At 71.1% G+C, this 16,592-nt stretch carries 13 protein-coding genes and 1 pseudogene; 8 read left to right on the top strand and 6 right to left on the bottom strand.

Features of this window, described 5'->3' with window-relative positions:
- The first annotated feature begins 21 nt into the window (after positions 1 to 21).
- Complete coding sequence (locus DEJ21_RS10055) at positions 22 to 1,188, top strand: alkaline phosphatase family protein (RefSeq protein ID WP_181435846.1); 1,167 nt, start codon at positions 22 to 24, stop codon at positions 1,186 to 1,188.
- 30 nt (positions 1,189 to 1,218) lie between these two features.
- Here DEJ21_RS10055 and sepH read toward each other — a convergent pair whose 3' ends face one another.
- Positions 1,219 to 2,247, bottom strand: coding sequence for a septation protein SepH (gene sepH / locus DEJ21_RS10050; RefSeq protein WP_181435845.1), 1,029 nt, complete (start codon positions 2,245 to 2,247; stop codon positions 1,219 to 1,221).
- A 298-nt stretch (positions 2,248 to 2,545) separates the two neighbouring features.
- On the opposite strand from sepH, the gene DEJ21_RS10045 reads away from it, so the two are divergent.
- On the top strand, positions 2,546 to 2,845 hold the full coding sequence (locus tag DEJ21_RS10045; RefSeq protein WP_017886098.1) for a DUF4193 domain-containing protein: 300 nt from the start codon (positions 2,546 to 2,548) through the stop codon (positions 2,843 to 2,845).
- A 135-nt stretch (positions 2,846 to 2,980) separates the two neighbouring features.
- Here DEJ21_RS10045 and DEJ21_RS10040 read toward each other — a convergent pair whose 3' ends face one another.
- Positions 2,981 to 3,412 (bottom strand): DUF3093 domain-containing protein, encoded by a 432-nt coding sequence (locus DEJ21_RS10040; RefSeq protein WP_110859581.1) that lies wholly within the window; start codon positions 3,410 to 3,412, stop codon positions 2,981 to 2,983.
- Positions 3,413 to 3,475: 63 nt separating this feature from the next.
- On the opposite strand from DEJ21_RS10040, the gene dut reads away from it, so the two are divergent.
- The 5 genes from dut (at position 3,476) to dxs (ending at position 10,555) form a co-directional block, all read left to right on the top strand.
- Positions 3,476 to 3,967 (top strand): dUTP diphosphatase, encoded by a 492-nt coding sequence (gene dut / locus DEJ21_RS10035; RefSeq protein WP_111224484.1) that lies wholly within the window; start codon positions 3,476 to 3,478, stop codon positions 3,965 to 3,967.
- A complete protein-coding gene (locus DEJ21_RS10030; protein ID WP_027465470.1) occupies positions 3,964 to 4,686 on the top strand; it encodes a DUF3710 domain-containing protein in 723 nt (240 codons plus the stop codon). The genes dut and DEJ21_RS10030 overlap by 4 nt, the downstream gene beginning before the upstream one ends.
- Positions 4,687 to 4,718: 32 nt before the next feature.
- Positions 4,719 to 5,522 carry a DUF3159 domain-containing protein gene (locus DEJ21_RS10025; protein WP_111224483.1) on the top strand — a complete coding sequence of 268 codons (804 nt, stop codon included), beginning with the start codon at positions 4,719 to 4,721 and terminating at the stop codon, positions 5,520 to 5,522.
- A gap of 128 nt (positions 5,523 to 5,650) precedes the next feature.
- Positions 5,651 to 8,467: an aconitate hydratase AcnA gene (gene acnA / locus DEJ21_RS10020; protein WP_111224482.1), complete on the top strand. Its 2,817-nt coding sequence runs from the start codon at positions 5,651 to 5,653 to the stop codon at positions 8,465 to 8,467.
- A 150-nt stretch (positions 8,468 to 8,617) separates the two neighbouring features.
- Entirely contained in the window at positions 8,618 to 10,555 is a 1,938-nt protein-coding gene (dxs, locus tag DEJ21_RS10015; protein WP_111224481.1) for a 1-deoxy-D-xylulose-5-phosphate synthase, read from the top strand.
- Between the two features lie 144 nt (positions 10,556 to 10,699).
- On the opposite strand, the gene DEJ21_RS10010 is transcribed toward dxs, so the two are convergent.
- The 4 genes from DEJ21_RS10010 to DEJ21_RS09995 form a co-directional block, all read right to left on the bottom strand.
- Complete coding sequence (locus tag DEJ21_RS10010; protein WP_111093910.1) at positions 10,700 to 12,838, bottom strand: 3-hydroxyacyl-CoA dehydrogenase NAD-binding domain-containing protein; 2,139 nt, start codon at positions 12,836 to 12,838, stop codon at positions 10,700 to 10,702.
- 2 nt (positions 12,839 to 12,840) lie between these two features.
- Positions 12,841 to 14,058, bottom strand: a complete 1,218-nt coding sequence (locus tag DEJ21_RS10005; RefSeq protein WP_027465475.1) for a thiolase family protein — start codon at positions 14,056 to 14,058, stop codon at positions 12,841 to 12,843.
- A 128-nt stretch (positions 14,059 to 14,186) separates the two neighbouring features.
- A complete protein-coding gene (locus DEJ21_RS10000; protein WP_375342396.1) occupies positions 14,187 to 15,524 on the bottom strand; it encodes an HRDC domain-containing protein in 1,338 nt (445 codons plus the stop codon).
- Positions 15,521 to 16,102, bottom strand: coding sequence for a DUF3000 domain-containing protein (locus DEJ21_RS09995; protein ID WP_181435844.1), 582 nt, complete (start codon positions 16,100 to 16,102; stop codon positions 15,521 to 15,523). Before DEJ21_RS09995 ends, DEJ21_RS10000 begins: the two co-directional genes overlap by 4 nt.
- A 23-nt stretch (positions 16,103 to 16,125) precedes the next feature.
- Here DEJ21_RS09995 and DEJ21_RS09990 point away from each other — a divergent pair.
- Positions 16,126 to 16,592 (top strand): annotated as a pseudogene (locus DEJ21_RS09990) (hypothetical protein); the annotation flags it as partial.

The following is a 16,592-nucleotide window of genomic DNA, read 5'->3' as shown; positions in this document are numbered from 1 at the left end:
GTCGTCTGGGAGACTCGTGGGATGGGAACAAGCGTACCGACGGCCCCCGACGCCGTCGCGAACCTCGCCGACGTCTTCCCGAGTTGCCTCGTGGCGCTCGGCGCTGCGGACGACGCGTGGTTGCGGAACGACGGCCTGGAGGCCCGGATCACCCTCCGCCCCGCCCGCTCGGCGATCGTCGTGCTGGTCGACGGCCTCGGTTCCGCCGCGCTGGCGGCGCGCGCCGGGCACGCCCGCTGGTTGACCGGCGCGAAGGGCACCGGCACCGCGAAGAAGCTCCGGAGCGGATTCCCGACGACGACCGCGGCGGCGCTGAGCACCCTGACCACGGGCCGCTCGCCCGGCACCCACGGCGTCGTCGGGTACAGCGGCTGGAACCCGGACACCGGTGCCGTGATGAACCTGCTCGGCGGCTGGGACACCGAGGTGCCCGCCGACTGGTTCCTGACGCAGACCCTGTTCACCCGGGCCGCGGAGCTCGGACTCGACCCCGTCGTCGTCGGGCCGGACCGGTACCGCTCGTCCGGGATGACCGCGAACGTGCTCGGCGGCGCCCGGTACGTGTCGGCGGACACCATCCCGCAGCGTGTCGACGCCGCACTGGCCGAGACCGCCACCGGCCGCTCGCTCGTCTACCTGTACGTGCCGGAGCTCGACTCGATCGGGCACAAGTACGGCTGGCAGTCCGACCGGTGGACGGCCGCCCTCGAGCTGCTCGACGGGGAACTCGCCCGCCTCGATGCGCGGACCGCGGACGACGTGGGGGTCCTGGTGACGGCGGACCACGGTGTGCTCGACGTGCCGGACCACGCGAACATCGCCATCGACCCGCTGCTGCTCACCGACGTCGTCGGCGTCGCGGGTGACCCGCGCTGCCGGCAGCTCACCGTCGCACCCGGTACCGACGTCCGAGCCCTGGTCGGTGCGTTCCGGGCGCGCTACGGCAAGAAGGCGTCCGTCGCCAGCCGTGCCGAGGCGATCGAGGCCGGGTGGTTCGGGCAGGTGTCCGACCAGGTGGTACCGCGCATCGGCGACGTGCTCGTCGTGGCGCGCGGCTCGTGGGCGTTCAACGACGACCGTGCCCTGCGCGAGGACGAGACGCCGAAGCGCATGATCGGCCAGCACGGGGCGATGACCGACGAAGAGACGATCGTGCCGCTCCGGCTCGCCGGCGCGTTCGCCCACTGAGGGCGCCAGCGCCGACGGGCGACGTGCGGATCAGGCGGGGTCGTCGTCCGGGCGGGTGCCGAAGACGATCTCGTCCCAGCTCGGCATCGAGCGGCGGTTGCGCTTCTTGCGTTCGCCACGGCTCTCGGGCTCGGGCGCCGAGGCCGGACGGGCATCGGTCGACTGCGGTGCGGTGTCGTGCGCGCCGCCGTCCTCGAAGCCCTGCAGCGGGATGTCGACGACGCTGATGGAGGTCCCGCGTGCGGGCTCGTCGCGCTGCTCGCCGAAGGACGCTGCTTCGCGCTCACCGCGGCGACGGCGGAGCGCCTCGAGCAGGTCGGCGGTCTCGTTGCCGGGAGCGCGCTCTTCCACGGCGGCCTGGCCGATGCGGGGCAGCGGCGCACGGAGCGGCGCGTGCTGGGACGGCTCGGGCTCGGCGGCCGGCTGCTCCGGCTCGTCGACGCGGAAGGCGCCCGAGTCGAAGCGGGTGCCGTCGTCGTCCTGCTGCTCGAACTCGACCGCACGCAGGCGCGGGGCGATGCCCTCGTCGTCGGTGTGCGACAGCCGGTGCGCATCACCGTTGTCCGGCACGAGGGTCGAGGTCTTGGGGTCGAAGTGCCACTGGGCGTCGTGCTCGACCTCGCCGGCGGTGTAGCGGACGCGGACCTGCCAGCCGCTCTCCGGGTGCTTCCAGGAGCCCCAGGTGATCGCGGTGGCCTCGCCGGCCTCGAGCTTCGCGGTGATCGCGGGGCCGAAGGTGTCGGGGGCCTCGTTGTCGACCGGGGCGACCGGCACACGGTGCGAGGCGTCGAGGATGAAGGCACGCTCGGCGAGGACCGGGCCCTCGAAGCGGCGGACGTACTCGACGTCGACGTCGAGCGCGGCGGCCACGTCGGCGGCGTCGGCGCCACCACGGATGCGCGCCTGGACGTCCTTGGGGGAGACCCGCTTCTGCGGACCGACGTCGGGGTTCGCCTGGCGCACCTGGCCTGCCAGCGACGACGTGACGGGCAACCGGAACTCGGTGCCGCCGTCGGTCGCCAGGAGGAGTGCGCCGGACTCGACTCCGATGACTCTCACGTCTTGCATGGTTCCGCCTTCCCAGCGTCGCGTACGGTCCTGCTGTCGTACCCCGTGAGTATGCAGGGACGACGGGCGGTTTCCGGGGAGGCGCACGGGCGTGCCGCGGACATCCGCACGGCCGATCCCGGGCGCGCGGCGCTCCGGCAACGGGTGTCGGGAATGTCCGGTTCCGGTCATGGGTTGCACAGCCAGCACGACCCGCCGCAGCACTCGGTTTGCGCTCTGGCGGGGCGTGGTGCAAACTGTCGCCGCCGATCACCCGGCGACGACCTCTCGATACGAGAAATGGATGGGCATGGCCACCGATTACGACGCCCCCCGGAAGACCGACGACAACTCTGACTCAGAGTCGATCGAGGCCCTCAAGGAGCGCGTTCCCGACAAGATGTCGGGGGTCGTCGACGATGATTCCGACAACCCCGGCAGCTTCGAACTCGCCGGGCAGGACCTCAGCGACGTCGACCTCGACGTCGTGGTGCTGCCCCCGCAGGTCGATGAGTTCACCTGCGTCGAGTGCTTCCTCGTGAAGCACCGCTCCCAGCTCGACCACGAGTCGAAGCTCGGACCGGTCTGCGCGGAGTGCGCTTCGCTCTAGCGAGCACAGCCGCGTCGCTCTCGACGCAACGATCAGCGAAGGCCCCGCATCCTCCAGGGATGCGGGGCCTTCGTCGTGTGCTGCGAGGCGGGGCCGAGCCGCGCCTCCAGGCCGTGGCCCGTGGACCGTGGTCCGTCAGGACCGCAGCGCCTCGACGACCTTGCCCGGGTGCCGGACGCTGACCAGCCAGTAGGGCGTCGGGTCCGCGTCGTCGCGCACCTCGACCTTGACGACCCCGCGGACGTAGCCGCGGAAGAGGGTCCAGGCGCGGGCGTCGAGTGCCGGCCCGCGCTGCTCGGTGGCCGCTGCGCCCTCGAACGCCTCGGTCGTGCCGACGAGCGTGCGGGGGAGGTGTGCCTTGCCCGCGCGGAACTCGGTGTCGGTGACCTCGATGGTGGGTGCGAGTGCCCACAGGAGGACGAGGACCCCGAGCTCCATCCCGATCGCCACGAGGACGCCGGCCAGGACGCTGATGGGGAGGAAGACGAGCAGGGTGGCGGGGATGACGAGCGCCGTCGCCAGGTAGAGGGCGGGCGGGGCCCAGAGTCGTTCGCGGTACAGGGTCACGGGTCCATTCGATCACGAGCGAGCGAGGTCACGGAACGGTCACGGCTGCACTACCCTCGTCACGTGACCGAACCAGTCGACGTCCTCTGGACCGGGGAGCACGCTCCCGGCCACGCCCACCCCGGCGACGCGGGTGCCGATCTCGTCTCCACCGAGGCCTTCGTGCTGCAGCCGGGGGAGCGACACCTGGCCGCCACGGGGCTGCGCATCGCGCTGCCCGAGGGGTACGCCGCGTTCGTGGTCCCGCGGAGCGGCCTGGCGGCGAAGCACGGCATCACGATCGTGAACAGCCCCGGCACCGTCGACTCCGGCTACCGCGGGGAGATCAAGGTCGCCCTGCTCAACACCGACCAGACGGAACCGTACGAGGTGCACGTCGGCGACCGCATCGCCCAGTTGATCGTGATGCCGGTCCCGCGGGTGACCTACACCCGGGTCGACGACCTGCCGGACAGCGTCCGCGGACAGGGCGGGTTCGGCTCGTCGGGCTACGGTGACCGGAGCGACGCCGTGACCGGTGCCGCCGCAGACGCTCAGGAAGGAACGCGCGCATGAAGTTCGGCCGACGCAAGCGGGACGAGGTCGAGGTGGCGGACGCCGTCGCCGACGACATCGAGGTCGCGGACACGTCCCCCGAGGTCGACATCGCGACGGATGCCGACGCGGACCTCGACGAGGTCGACGCGGTCGCCCCGACGGACAAGTCCGCTCCGGAGGACCGGGCCGAGAACGGCCCCCACGACGAGACCGAGGCGAACCTGGTCCGCCCCTACGTCGACCTGGGCGGGGTGAAGGTGCTCCCGCGCGAGGGCCTGCACCTGCGCCTCGAGGTCGAGGAGGGCTCGCAGCGCGTCGTCGCGGTCGGGCTCGACTACGACGAGTCCACGCTGCAGGTCCAGCCGTTCGCTGCGCCCCGGTCCACCGGCCTCTGGCACGAGATCCGCGCCCAGATCGCCGAGCAGATCGAGCGCCAGGGCGGTGTCGTGACCGAGGTCGACGGTCCGTTCGGCCCCGAGCTCCGCGCGTCCGTCCCGGTCGCCGTGGACGGCGACGGTGGCACCGCCGGGTCCCGGCCGGCCCGCTTCGTCGGCGTCGACGGCCCGCGCTGGTTCCTGCGCGGCGTGATCGCCGGCAAGGCCGCCGAGCAGCCCGACGACGCGAGCGAGATCGAGGAGCTGTTCCGCAGCGTCGTCGTCGTGCGCGGCACGACGCCGATGCCGCCGCGCGACCTCATCCCGCTGCACATGCCCAAGTCGACGCAGACCGCGATCTGACCGACTGACGACCAACCCCGCCTGGAGGCACGGTGCCGGACCACGACGACACCCCACGACCCGAGACGGCTGGCTCCGACCCCGCTGCACCGGCTGCTGAGTCATCGGTGGCGCCGGCGGCCGAGCCGTCGGTGGCGCCGTCCTTCTCCGCGCAGTTCCGCGACGCCGTGCAGAACGCGGGCATCGCCCGCGTGGCACCCGGTGAGGCACCGTCCGGCCGGGCGCTGCTCGGCGCGGTCGGCGGAGTGCGCGGGCTCGCCGAGTCGGTGTTGCCCGGGTTCGCGTTCCTGGTCGTCTACGCGATCACGAAGGAGCTCGTGCCGAGCGTCGTGATCCCGGTGGCCGTCGGGCTGGTCTTCGTGGTGCTCCGGCTGCTGCAGCGGCAGTCGGTGACGATGTCGTTCGCGGGCATCCTCGGCGTCGCCGTCTCTGCCGGCCTGGCGCTCATCACCGGCCGCGCGGAGAGCAACTTCATCCCCGGGATCGTCATCAACGCGGTCTGGCTCGTCGGGCTGCTGATCACGCTGGCGATCCGCTGGCCGCTCATCGGGCTCGTCGTCGGGTTCCTGCTGCCCGCGAACGAGGACGGCTCGCACGTCGACTGGCGCGCCGACCCCGTCAAGCGCCGCGTGCTGACGGTCGCCACCTGGATCTGGGTCGGGCTGTTCGCGGTCCGGCTCGCGGTGGAGGTCCCGCTGTACCTGACGGCGCAGGTCGAACTGCTCGCCGGGCTGAAGCTCATCCTCGGCGTGCCGCTGTACGCGGCGGTGCTCTGGGTGACCTGGCTGCTGGTCCGCACCGTGTTCGTCCGACGCGACGACGTCACCCCGGTGTAGAGTTCTCTCGACATCAAGATAGTTCTCGCAGGGCGCGCACGCGTCCTCGGGATTAGGTTTGCCTTGCTGGTGGGACGGTCCACGGCCCGCGAGGATGAGGGCAAACCGATCAGTAGGGAGGCGGCACGGTGGCTGCAGTCAATAGCTTCGGCTCGAAGGACACACTGTCGGTTGGGGGTGTCGACTACGCGATCCACCGGATCGACTCGGTTCCCGGGCACGAGAAGTTGCCCTACAGCCTGAAGGTGCTGCTCGAGAACCTCCTCCGCACCGAGGACGGCAAGAACGTCACCGAGGGACAGATCCGGGCGCTCGGCTCCTGGCGGCCCGACGCGGAACCCGACACCGAGATCCAGTTCTCGCCGGCACGCGTCGTCATGCAGGACTTCACGGGTGTGCCGTGCATCGTCGACCTCGCCACCATGCGCGAGGCCATGGCGGAAATCGGCGGCGACCCGAACAAGATCAACCCGCTGTCCCCGGCCGAGATGGTCATCGACCACTCCGTCATCGCCGACCTGTTCGGCAGCACGGACGCCCTGCAGCGCAACACGGACCTGGAGTACGAGCGGAACGGTGAGCGCTACCAGTTCCTCCGCTGGGGCCAGACCGCGTTCGAGGACTTCAAGGTCGTCCCGCCGGGCACCGGCATCGTCCACCAGGTGAACATCGAGTACCTGGCGAAGGTCACCTACACGCGTGACTTCGACGGCGAGACCTACGCGTACCCGGACACCCTGGTCGGCACCGACTCGCACACCACGATGGTGAACGGCCTCGGCGTGCTCGGCTGGGGCGTCGGTGGCATCGAGGCCGAGGCCGCGATGCTCGGACAGCCCGTGTCGATGCTCATCCCGAAGGTCGTCGGCTTCAAGCTCTCCGGTGAGATCCCGGCCGGCGTGACCGCGACCGACGTGGTGCTCACCATCACGCAGGAGCTCCGCAAGCACGGCGTGGTCGGCAAGTTCGTCGAGTTCTACGGCGAGGGCGTCGGTGCCGTCCCGCTCGCCAACCGCGCCACGATCGGCAACATGTCGCCCGAGTTCGGTTCGACGGCGGCGATCTTCCCGGTCGACGACGTCACGCTGGACTACCTGCGGCTGACCGGTCGCGACGAGGCACAGATCGCCCTGGTCGAGGCGTACTCCAAGGCCCAGGGCCTGTGGCACGACGCCTCGGTCGAGCCGAACTACTCCGAGTACATGGAGCTCGACCTCTCCACGGTCGTTCCCTCCATCTCGGGCCCGAAGCGTCCGCAGGACCGCATCGAGCTGACGAACGCGAAGAGCCAGTTCGAGCTCGACCTGAACAACTACACGACGCCGTCCGAGCAGACCGACCTCGACGACGCGGTCGAGGAGACGTTCCCGGCCTCCGACCCGATCGCCGCCGGTTCCACCAACGAGGACACGGCGCTGCACGAGCACGTGCACGTGTCGAGCGCACCGTCGACCGCCTCGGCGCCGACGAAGGTCGCGATGGACGGGGCCGACCCGTTCACGATCGACCACGGTGCCGTCGCGATCGCTGCGATCACCTCGTGCACGAACACGTCGAACCCGTCGGTCATGATGGCCGCCGGCATCCTCGCCCGGAACGCCGCGAAGAAGGGCCTCACCGCGAAGCCCTGGGTGAAGACCACCCTCGCGCCCGGGTCGAAGGTCGTCACCGACTACTACGAGAAGGCCGGTCTCACCACCTACCTCGAGCAGCTCGGCTTCTACACGGTCGGCTACGGCTGCACGACCTGCATCGGCAACTCGGGCCCGCTGCCCGAGGAGATCTCGCAAGCCGTGCAGGACAACGACCTCGCCGTCACCGCGGTGCTCTCGGGCAACCGCAACTTCGAGGGCCGGATCAACCCCGACGTCAAGATGAACTACCTGGCGTCCCCGCCGCTGGTCATCGCCTACGCCCTCGCCGGGTCGATGCACTTCGACTTCGACAAGGACGCCCTCGGCACCGACCAGGACGGCAACGACGTCTACCTGACCGACATCTGGCCCGACGCGGCCGAGGTGCAGCAGGTCATCGACGAGTCGATCGACACCGAGATGTTCACCCACGAGTACGGCTCCGTGTTCGAGGGCGACGACCGCTGGAAGAACCTGCCGACCCCGACCGGCGACACCTTCGAGTGGGACCAGGAGTCGACCTACGTCCGGAAGCCCCCGTACTTCGAGGGCATGACGATGCAGCCCGATGCGGTGTCGGACATCTCCGGCGCCCGGGTGCTCGCGAAGCTCGGCGACTCGGTCACGACCGACCACATCTCGCCGGCCGGTTCGATCAAGGCCGACAGCCCCGCCGGCCAGTACCTCGCCGAGCACGGCGTCGACCGCAAGGACTTCAACTCCTACGGCTCGCGTCGCGGCAACCACGAGGTCATGATCCGCGGCACGTTCGCGAACATCCGTCTGCGCAACCAGCTGCTCGACGGCGTGGAGGGCGGCTACACCCGTGACTTCACGACGCCGGACGGTGCGCAGTCGTTCATCTACGACGCCTCGCAGCACTACCAGGAGCAGGGCATCCCGCTCGTCATCTTCGGTGGCAAGGAGTACGGCTCCGGCTCGTCCCGCGACTGGGCGGCCAAGGGCACGAACCTGCTCGGTGTCCGTGCGGTCATCACCGAGAGCTTCGAGCGGATCCACCGCTCGAACCTCATCGGCATGGGCGTCGTCCCGCTGCAGTTCCCGGCGGGCGAGACGGTCGAGTCCCTCGGGCTCGACGGCACCGAGGTCGTCTCGATCTCCGGGCTGACCGAGCTGAACGAGGGCCGCACCCCGAAGACGGTGCACGTCACCGCGACGCCGAGCGAGCACTCGCCGGCCGGCAAGCAGCCGATCGAGTTCGACGCGGTCGTCCGCATCGACACCCCCGGCGAGGCCGACTACTACCGCAACGGCGGCATCCTGCAGTACGTGCTCCGCTCGCTCGTCTGAGTCCGTTGAACGACAGGAGCGACGTGCGCACGGGTCGCTGACGCGACCACAGGACGGACTGGAGGCCCGTGGCGAACCCGCCACGGGCCTCCAGTCCGTCTGCCGGTTCCGCGCATAGAGTGGGCCGACAGCCCCACGAAAGGAGCGCCCGTGAGCCTGCTCGCCAGCATCACGTCGCCGCGCGACCTGAAGCGTCTCTCCGACGCGCAGATGACCGACCTCGCCGCCGAGATCCGGCGCTTCCTGGTCGCCGAGGTCGCGAAGACCGGTGGGCACCTCGGGCCGAACCTGGGCGTCGTGGAGCTGACGCTCGCGATGCACCGCGTGTTCGACTCGCCGAACGACCCGTTCGTCTTCGACACCGGGCACCAGTCGTACGTGCACAAGCTCGTCACCGGGCGCCAGGACTTCTCGAAGCTGCGCGAACGCGGCGGCATCGCCGGCTACCCGCAGCGGAGCGAGTCCGAGCACGACATCGTCGAGTCCTCGCACGCGTCGTCGTCGCTGTCGTGGGCCGACGGCATCTCCCGGGCGTTCGGGCAGACCGGGCAGACCGACCGCACCGTCGTCGCGGTGGTGGGGGACGGCGCCCTCACCGGCGGGATGACGTGGGAGGCGCTGAACAACATCTCCGACGACAACGACCGGCGCCTGGTCATCGTCGTCAACGACAACGGCCGCTCCTACGCCCCGACGATCGGTGGAATGGCGCGGTTCCTGAGCTCCGTGCGCACCCGCCGCGAGTACCGGGCCCTGTACGAGGGCACGCAGGCCGTGGCGGCGCGGTTCGGCGCCCCGGGTCGTGCGGTGTACCGAGGCATGCGCGGGGGCCTGCACGGCTTCCTGTCGCGGCTGACGAACAACGAGGCGCTGTACTCGAACCTCGACATCAAGTACATCGGCCCGGTGAACGGGCACGACCAGCAGGCGATGGAGGCAGCACTCCGGCAGGCGAAGGAGTACGGCGCTCCCGTGATCGTGCACGCGATCACCGAGAAGGGCCACGGCTTCGAGCCCGCCCTGCGCGACCAGGCCGACCAGTTCCACGCCGTCGGGCACATCGACCCGGAGACGGGGGAGTCGCTCGACGCCGCATCGGGCCCGTCGTGGACCTCGGTGTTCGCGTCGTCCTTGGCCGATGCCGGCGCCGCGGATCCCCGGATCGTCGCGATCACGGCGGCGATGCTCCGGCCGACCGGGCTGCACCTGTTCCAGGAGCAGCACCCCGACCGGGTGTACGACGTCGGCATCGCCGAGCAGCACGCCGTGACGACCGCCGCGGGTCTGGCCTACGGGGGACTCCACCCCGTGGTGGCGCTCTACGCGACGTTCCTGAACCGCGCGTTCGACCAGGTGCTGATGGACGTCGCCCTGCACAAGGCCGGCGTGACGTTCGTGCTCGACCGTGCCGGGATCACCGGCCCGGACGGCCCCTCGCACCACGGCATGTGGGACCTCGCGCTGCTGCAGGTCGTGCCGGGGATCCGGATCGCCGCGCCCCGCGATGCTGCGACCCTGCGCGAGGAGTTCCGCGAGGCGATCGCCGTCGACGACGCCCCCACCGTGCTGCGGTGGTCGAAGGGGCAGGTCGGGCCGGACATCCCCGCGGTCCGTCGTCTCCCCGATGGTGTGGACGTCCTGCACGCCGCCGCGGACGACGTCGAGGACGTGCTCTTCGTCGCCGTCGGGTCGATGGTGCCGGTGGCACTCGAGGCCGCGGCCCTGCTCGAGGCGCAGGGCATCGGCGTCACCGTCGTGGACCCGCGCTGGGTGGTGCCGATCCCGGCGTCGCTGATCGAGCTGTCGCGCTCACACCGGCTCGTCATCACGATCGAGGACGGCGTGCGGGTCGGCGGCGTCGGGACCCGGCTGCGGCAGGACCTCCGTGCCGCCGGGGTCGACACCGGGGTGAACGAGCTCGGGCTGCCCGACGCGTTCATCGACCACGCGACCCGGTCGCAGATCCTCGCCGACGCGGGGCTGACGGCGCAGGCCATCGCCCGCGACGTCATCGACCAGGTCGTCGGGACGAAGTTGCCGCAGGCGAAGCCCGCGCGCTCGCGCGAGTCGGCGGCGTCCGACCGCTGACCGCTCGGCCGCGGCCTCCGACCGCTGACGGCTCGGCCGCGGCCGGCTGGTTCGGGTCTGGTCAGCAAAATACCGGTGTTCGCGCTCCACGCCGCGGTTTGCGGGTGTTCGGTGCGCGAACACCGGTGTTTTGCGTGCTGGGCCCTAGCGGGAAGCGGGGCCGACGATCCGGGGCTCGTGGAACGTGCCGCCGAAGACGCGCTCGGACGCACCGGAGCGGTCGAGGTACGGGCTGATCCCACCGGCCTGGAACGGGTAGCCGGCACCGAGGATGAGCCCGAGGTCGATCTCCTCGACGTGCTCGACGACCCGGTCCTCGAGCATGCGGTGCAGCTCGTCGGCCAGGGCGTCCTCGAACCGGCGCTGCATCTCGGCGGCGTCGACCGGCTTCGCGTCCTTCTTGGAGGGCGCCACGAGCTTCACGGCGGCGGGGTCGTACCCGGTCGCGTTGCCCTTCTTGTCGCGGGTCAGGATCGTCCCGTGCTCGGCGATCTTCTTCAGCCCGTCACCGGGGTAGAAGCGCTCCGGCCAGGCCGCGTGGTGCGAGTCGAGCACGTGCGCGCCGACCGGCAGCCCGACGAGCTCGAGCAGCTCGAACGGTGACATCGGCAGGCCGAGCGGTGCGGCACCCTGGGCGACGGTGTCGAACGAGGTGCCCTCTTCGACGCCGCGCATCGCCTCGCCGAGCACCCGGGCGAGCACCCGGTTGACGACGAAGCCCGGCTGGTCCGCGGTGATGATCGCGGTCTTCTTCAGGGTCTTCGCGACGGCGAGGGCGGTGACGAGGGCCTCGTCCGAGGTCTTCGCCGCGCGCACCACCTCGAGCAGCGGCATGACCGCGACCGGGTTGAAGAAGTGGAAGCCGACGAGCCGCTCCGGGTTGGTGAGCACCGACGCCATCTCGTCGACGGAGAGCGACGACGTGTTCGTGGCGAGGATGGCGTCCGGTGCGATGACCTGCTCGATCTTCCGGAGGACCTCCTGCTTGACGGTCATCTCCTCGAAGACGGCCTCGATCACCCAGTCGGCGTCGGCGAAGGCGTCGTAGGACACCGAGCCGCTGACGAGTGCGGTGATGCGGTTCGCGTCGTCGGGGGAGATCCGGCCCTTGTCGAGCAGCTTCGCGACCTCGCCGCGGATCCGCTCGACGCCGGCGTCCACACGGGACTGGTCGACGTCGGTGATGACGACGGGGACGCCCAGACGTCGGGCGAACAGCAGCGCGAACTGCGACGCCATCAGCCCGGCGCCGAGGACGCCGACCTTCGTGATCTTCTTCGGTTCGACGCCCTCGGGAGCGCCGACGGGCTTCTTCGCACGCTTCTGCACGAGGTCGAAGGCGTACATCGACGCGGCGAACTGGTCGCCCGAGATGAGGTCGGCGAGGGCCTCGTCCTCGTCGGCGAACCGTTCGTCGAGCGAGCCCGACTTGGCGGCGGCGACGAGGTCGAGCGCTCGGAACGGCGACTTCGGCACGGTGCCGATCTTCGACGCGACCTGTCCGCGGGCGACCTTGACGACGGTGCCCCAGGCGGCCTTCTCGAGCATGCCCGGTTCGTTCTTCCGAACCACCTTGGTCGTTCCGGTGATGACGCCGTCCGCCCACGCCACGGCCGAGGGCAGGAACGTGACGGACGGGACGAGCACGTCGCCGATGCCGATCTCGACCGCGGCCGGACCGTCCATCAGGCGGTTGTTCTTGAGCGGGTTCTCGACGATGACGCGGAGCGCGCGCTCCGGGCCGATCAGGCGGGGGAGCAGTGTCGCGCCGCCCCAGCCGGGGATGATGCCGAGGAACACCTCGGGCAGGCCGATGCCCTGCGCCGCGGACGAGAACGCCCGGTAGGTGCAGTGCAGGGCGATCTCGAGCCCACCGCCGAGCGCCAGGGTGTTCACGAACGCGAACGACGGCACCCCCAGGTCGGCGAACTTGCGGAGCGTGGCGTGCCCGAGGGCGGCCAGGTCGTGGGCGGCCTCACGCGACGGGACCGCCGCTGCCTGGGACAGGTCGGCACCGGCGGCGAAGCAGTACTCCTTGCCGGTGATGGCGACGCCCTGGATCGTGCCGGCGGCGGCCTCGGTCTTCAGGGTGTCGAGCACGCCGGACAGCTCACGGAGCGTGCGGGGCCCGAGGGTGTTCGGCCGCTTGTAGTCCTTGCCGTTGTCGAGCGTGATGAGCGCCAGCGTGCCACCAGAGGGCATCGTGACGTGCTTGACGAACGAGTGCGTGACGACCTCGTCCTCGCTGAGTTCGGCCAGTCGGTCGTTGTCGACGATGGTCATGGTCACGCCCCCTTCCGAGCCGAACGCTCGGCCGACTTGCTGTGGTTCGGGTTCTCCCAGATGACGGTGCCGCCCTGGCCGAGCCCGATGCACATCGTGGTGATGCCGTACTTGACGTCCGGTCGCTCGGCGAACTGTGCGGCGAGCTGGTTCATCAGCCGGACACCACTCGACGCGAGCGGGTGGCCGACGGCGATCGCGCCGCCCCAGGCGTTCACGTTCGGGGAGTCCTGGGCGATGCCGTAGTTGTCGAGGAACGCGAGCACCTGGACGGCGAACGCCTCGTTGATCTCGAACAGGCCGATGTCGTCGATCGACAGGCCGGCCTTCGACAGGGCCTTGTCGGTCGCGGGGACCGGGCCGACGCCCATGACCTCTGGTTCGACGCCGGCGAAGGCGAACGAGACCATGCGCATCTTCGTCGACAGTCCGTGCTGCTTCGCGCCGTCCTCGGACGCGAGCAGGCTCATGGTGGCACCGTCGTTCAGACCGGCGGCGTTGCCGGCGGTGACCCGTCCGTGGGGCCGGAACGGCGTCTTCAACGCGGCCAGCGCCTCCAGGGTGGTCCCCGGCCGCGGCGGCTCGTCGGTGCTGACGACGTCCCAGCCGTCGCCCTTGTTGACCTCGACCGGGATCACGTCCGGCTGGAGCTTGCCGTTCGCCCAGGCGGCGGCGTAGCGCTGCTGGGACTGGACCGCGTAGGCGTCCGTGCGGTCCTTCGTGATCGCGGGGAAGCGGTCGTGCAGGCGCTCGGCGGTGGCGCCCATGACGAGGGCGTCGCTCGAGACCATGCGCTCCGCGACGAAGCGCGGGTTCGGGTCGGCGTTGAAGCCCATCGGGTGCCGGCCCATGTGCTCGACACCACCGGCGATCGCGATGTCGGCGGCGCCGAAGGCGATGGCACCCGCGAGCGTCGTGACGCTCGTCATGGCACCGGCGCACATGCGGTCGATCGCGTAGCCGGGCACCGACTTCGGCAGACCCGCGAGCATGCCCACGGTGCGGCCGAGCGTCAGCCCCTGGTCACCCTGCTGCGTGGTCGCCGCGACGGCGACGTCGTCCACGGCTGCGGTGTCGAAGGCGTTCCGGTCGAGCAGTCCGCGCATCGCGTGCACCGCGAGGTCGTCGGACCGGGTCTTCCAGAACACCCCCTTCTCGCCGGCTCGTCCGAACGGTGTGCGAACGCCATCCACGAACACGACGTCTGATGCCTTTGGCAATCCGGGCCTCCCAGATCCTCATCGATCGGGCCGGAACGCAGGTCGCTCCGGCCTGGCCGGGCCTCGCCCGGCGACCCTCCCGACGCTATGCCCCCAGCCTGGGCGGCCGCATGCCGGTTGGGCAGTTCCTACGACTCGTCGTCGTCCGTCGCCGCGGGCCGCTGTGCAGCAGCCACAAAGGCCGAGGCGATGATCGACGCGAGTTCTTCGACCTGCCACGGGCGGGCGTCGTGCTCGGCGAGGGCTGCGCCGACCAGTTCGGTCGACACCGGCGACGGCGGGGCCCACGACACGAGCCGGAGCGTCTCCGGCGTGAGCAGGTTCTCGAGCGGGATGTCGAGCTCCTCGGCACGCTTCGTGACCGCGGCACGCGCGGCCTTGTACCGGCGGTCGGCGGCCGGGTTGCGGTCCGCCCAGGCGCGGGGCGGGGGCAGCGTCGCCTCGCCGGCACCGCGGAGACGGGGGAGGTCCTCGGTGGTGCGGCCTTCCTCGACGGCGGCCCACCAGCGGTCGAGCTCGGAACGGCTGGCGCGGCCCGTGAAGGTCTTCAGCGCACCGAGTTCGGCGCGGGACTCGGGTGCAGCGGCCGCGGCGGCGACGATCGCCGAGTCGGGGATCGTGCGCCCGGGGGCGATGTCCGCCTGTCGGGCGTACTCGTCACGGGCGAGCCAGAGCGACCGGGCGATCGCCAGTGCTCGCGCACCACGGAGCGCGTGCATGCCGGACAGGCGACGCCAGGGCTCGGCACGGGCGGGCTTCGGCGCACGGTGCAGGACCGCGTCGAACTCCTCCTGGGCGATCCGGGTCTTGCCGGCCTCGTCGAGCTTCTCGGCGAGGGCGTCGCGGAGGTCGGGCAGCAGCTCGACGTCGAGCGACGCGTAGACGAGCCACGACTGCGGCAGGGGACGGGTCGACCAGTCGGCGGCCGAGTGCGCCTTGGCCAGGGTGATGCCGAGCAGCTGCTCGACGACGGCGCCGAGGCCGACGCGGGGGAACCCGGCGATCCGGGCGCCGAGCTCGGTGTCGAAGATCCGCGTCGGGACGAGGCCGACCTCCTGCAGGCACGGCAGGTCCTGCGAGGCGGCGTGGAACAGCCACTCCTCGTCGACGATGGCGGCCTGCAGCTCCGAGAAGTCGCCGATCGGGATCGGGTCGAACAGGAACGCACCGGCACCGCGGCGGAACACCTGGATCAGGTAGGCGCGCTGCGAGTAGCGGTAGCCGCTGGCGCGCTCGGCGTCGACCGCCACTGGGCCGTGGCCGGCGGCGATGGCGGCGACCGCCGCGAGGTAGTCCTCGCGCGTGTCGATGACCTTGACGGCGTCGTGCGATGCCTCGAAGGCGGGGCCGGCGGCGGCAGCAGTCGGGCCGGCAGCGGCAGCCGGAGCAGTCGAGCCGGCAGCCGTGGCTGCGGACGCAGCCGGGCCGGTCGATCCAGCGGCGTCCTGGGGAGCGGGGTCGGTCACTTGGCGAGCCTCCTCGGGGCCAGCAGGGTCACGCCGTCCGATGCGGGCGGCAGACCGGCGAGCATGGCGACGATGTCCTGCCAGGCCCAGACGTGTGCGGTGAGGTCGTCGCCGCGTGGTGTCCACGACGCGCGGAGTTCCAGCTGGGCGCCGTCGCCCTGTGCGGCGAGGTCACCGTACCCGCGCGAGATGATCTTGGTGGCCGTGCCCGAGGCGTGGTCGTACGTCGCACCGTGCGACTCGAGCGCGTCGACGAGCCAACTCCAGGTGACGTCGGCGACGAACTCGTCGACCCCGATCTCCGGCTCGAGCGGCGCCTGCGCGAACGAGACGACACGGAACGCGCCGCCCCAGCCCTCGGGTTCTTCCGGGTCGTACAGGGCGATGAACCGTCCGGTGCCCAGGTCCGACTCGACGCCGTGCGCGGTGCCGGACACGTCCGCCGCCAGGGCGATCGAGAACGGTGCGATCCGGGTCGGCGAGGGGATCTCGGTGACGGTGGTCTCGGCACGGCCGCTGCCGCCGGACACGAACGCGCGGAGCCGCGCGAAGGCGTCGGGCTCTCGGGTTTCGGACACACATGCAGACTAGGCTCCGGGCCATGTCCCGATCCGCGCGACCCGCCGAGGACGTCGTCCAGGAGACCGCTCGATCGGCCGGGTTCATCGCACTCGGCGCCGGTCTGGCAGCTGCCGCGGTGGGGACGGCCGTCATCGGTGGCTTCGTCGCCGCCGTCGCCCGCGCCGTCGTCACCCCCGACCGCAAGCGCAACGAACGCGTCCCGATCCACGCCGTCGACCCCGTCCGGAAGACCGTCACGATCGAGCGCACCGCCGACACCGAGCTGCAGGGCCGCTACTCGCTCTGGTTCGGCGGCGGCACCGGCCACATGCGCGTCGGCGAGGTCCTCGGCACGACCGACACCACCGTCACGCGCCGCATCATCGCGATCGACGCCGGCGACCCCACCGCCGCCCGTCGCGGTCGCTGGGGCGGCTGGTTCTACCTGACCCCCGGCGAGCTCGACGTGCCCGTCGAGGACGTCGACATCCCCACCCCGAACGGCCC

This window comes from Curtobacterium sp. MCSS17_006 (assembly GCF_003234215.1).
Taxonomy (GTDB): Bacteria; Actinomycetota; Actinomycetes; order Actinomycetales; family Microbacteriaceae; genus Curtobacterium; species Curtobacterium flaccumfaciens.
The sequence above is the reverse complement of the archived record's forward strand: the minus strand, read 5'-3'. Positions and strand labels throughout refer to the sequence as shown.

Coding starts and splice junctions, on each gene's coding strand:
- DEJ21_RS10055 (WP_181435846.1), top strand. CDS start 22: ATGGGAACAAGCGTACCGACGGCCCCCGACGCCGTCGCGAACCTCGCC.
- DEJ21_RS10045 (WP_017886098.1), top strand. CDS start 2,546: ATGGCCACCGATTACGACGCCCCCCGGAAGACCGACGACAACTCTGAC.
- DEJ21_RS10030 (WP_027465470.1), top strand. CDS start 3,964: ATGAAGTTCGGCCGACGCAAGCGGGACGAGGTCGAGGTGGCGGACGCC.
- DEJ21_RS10010 (WP_111093910.1), bottom strand. CDS start 12,838: ATGACCATCGTCGACAACGACCGACTGGCCGAACTCAGCGAGGACGAG.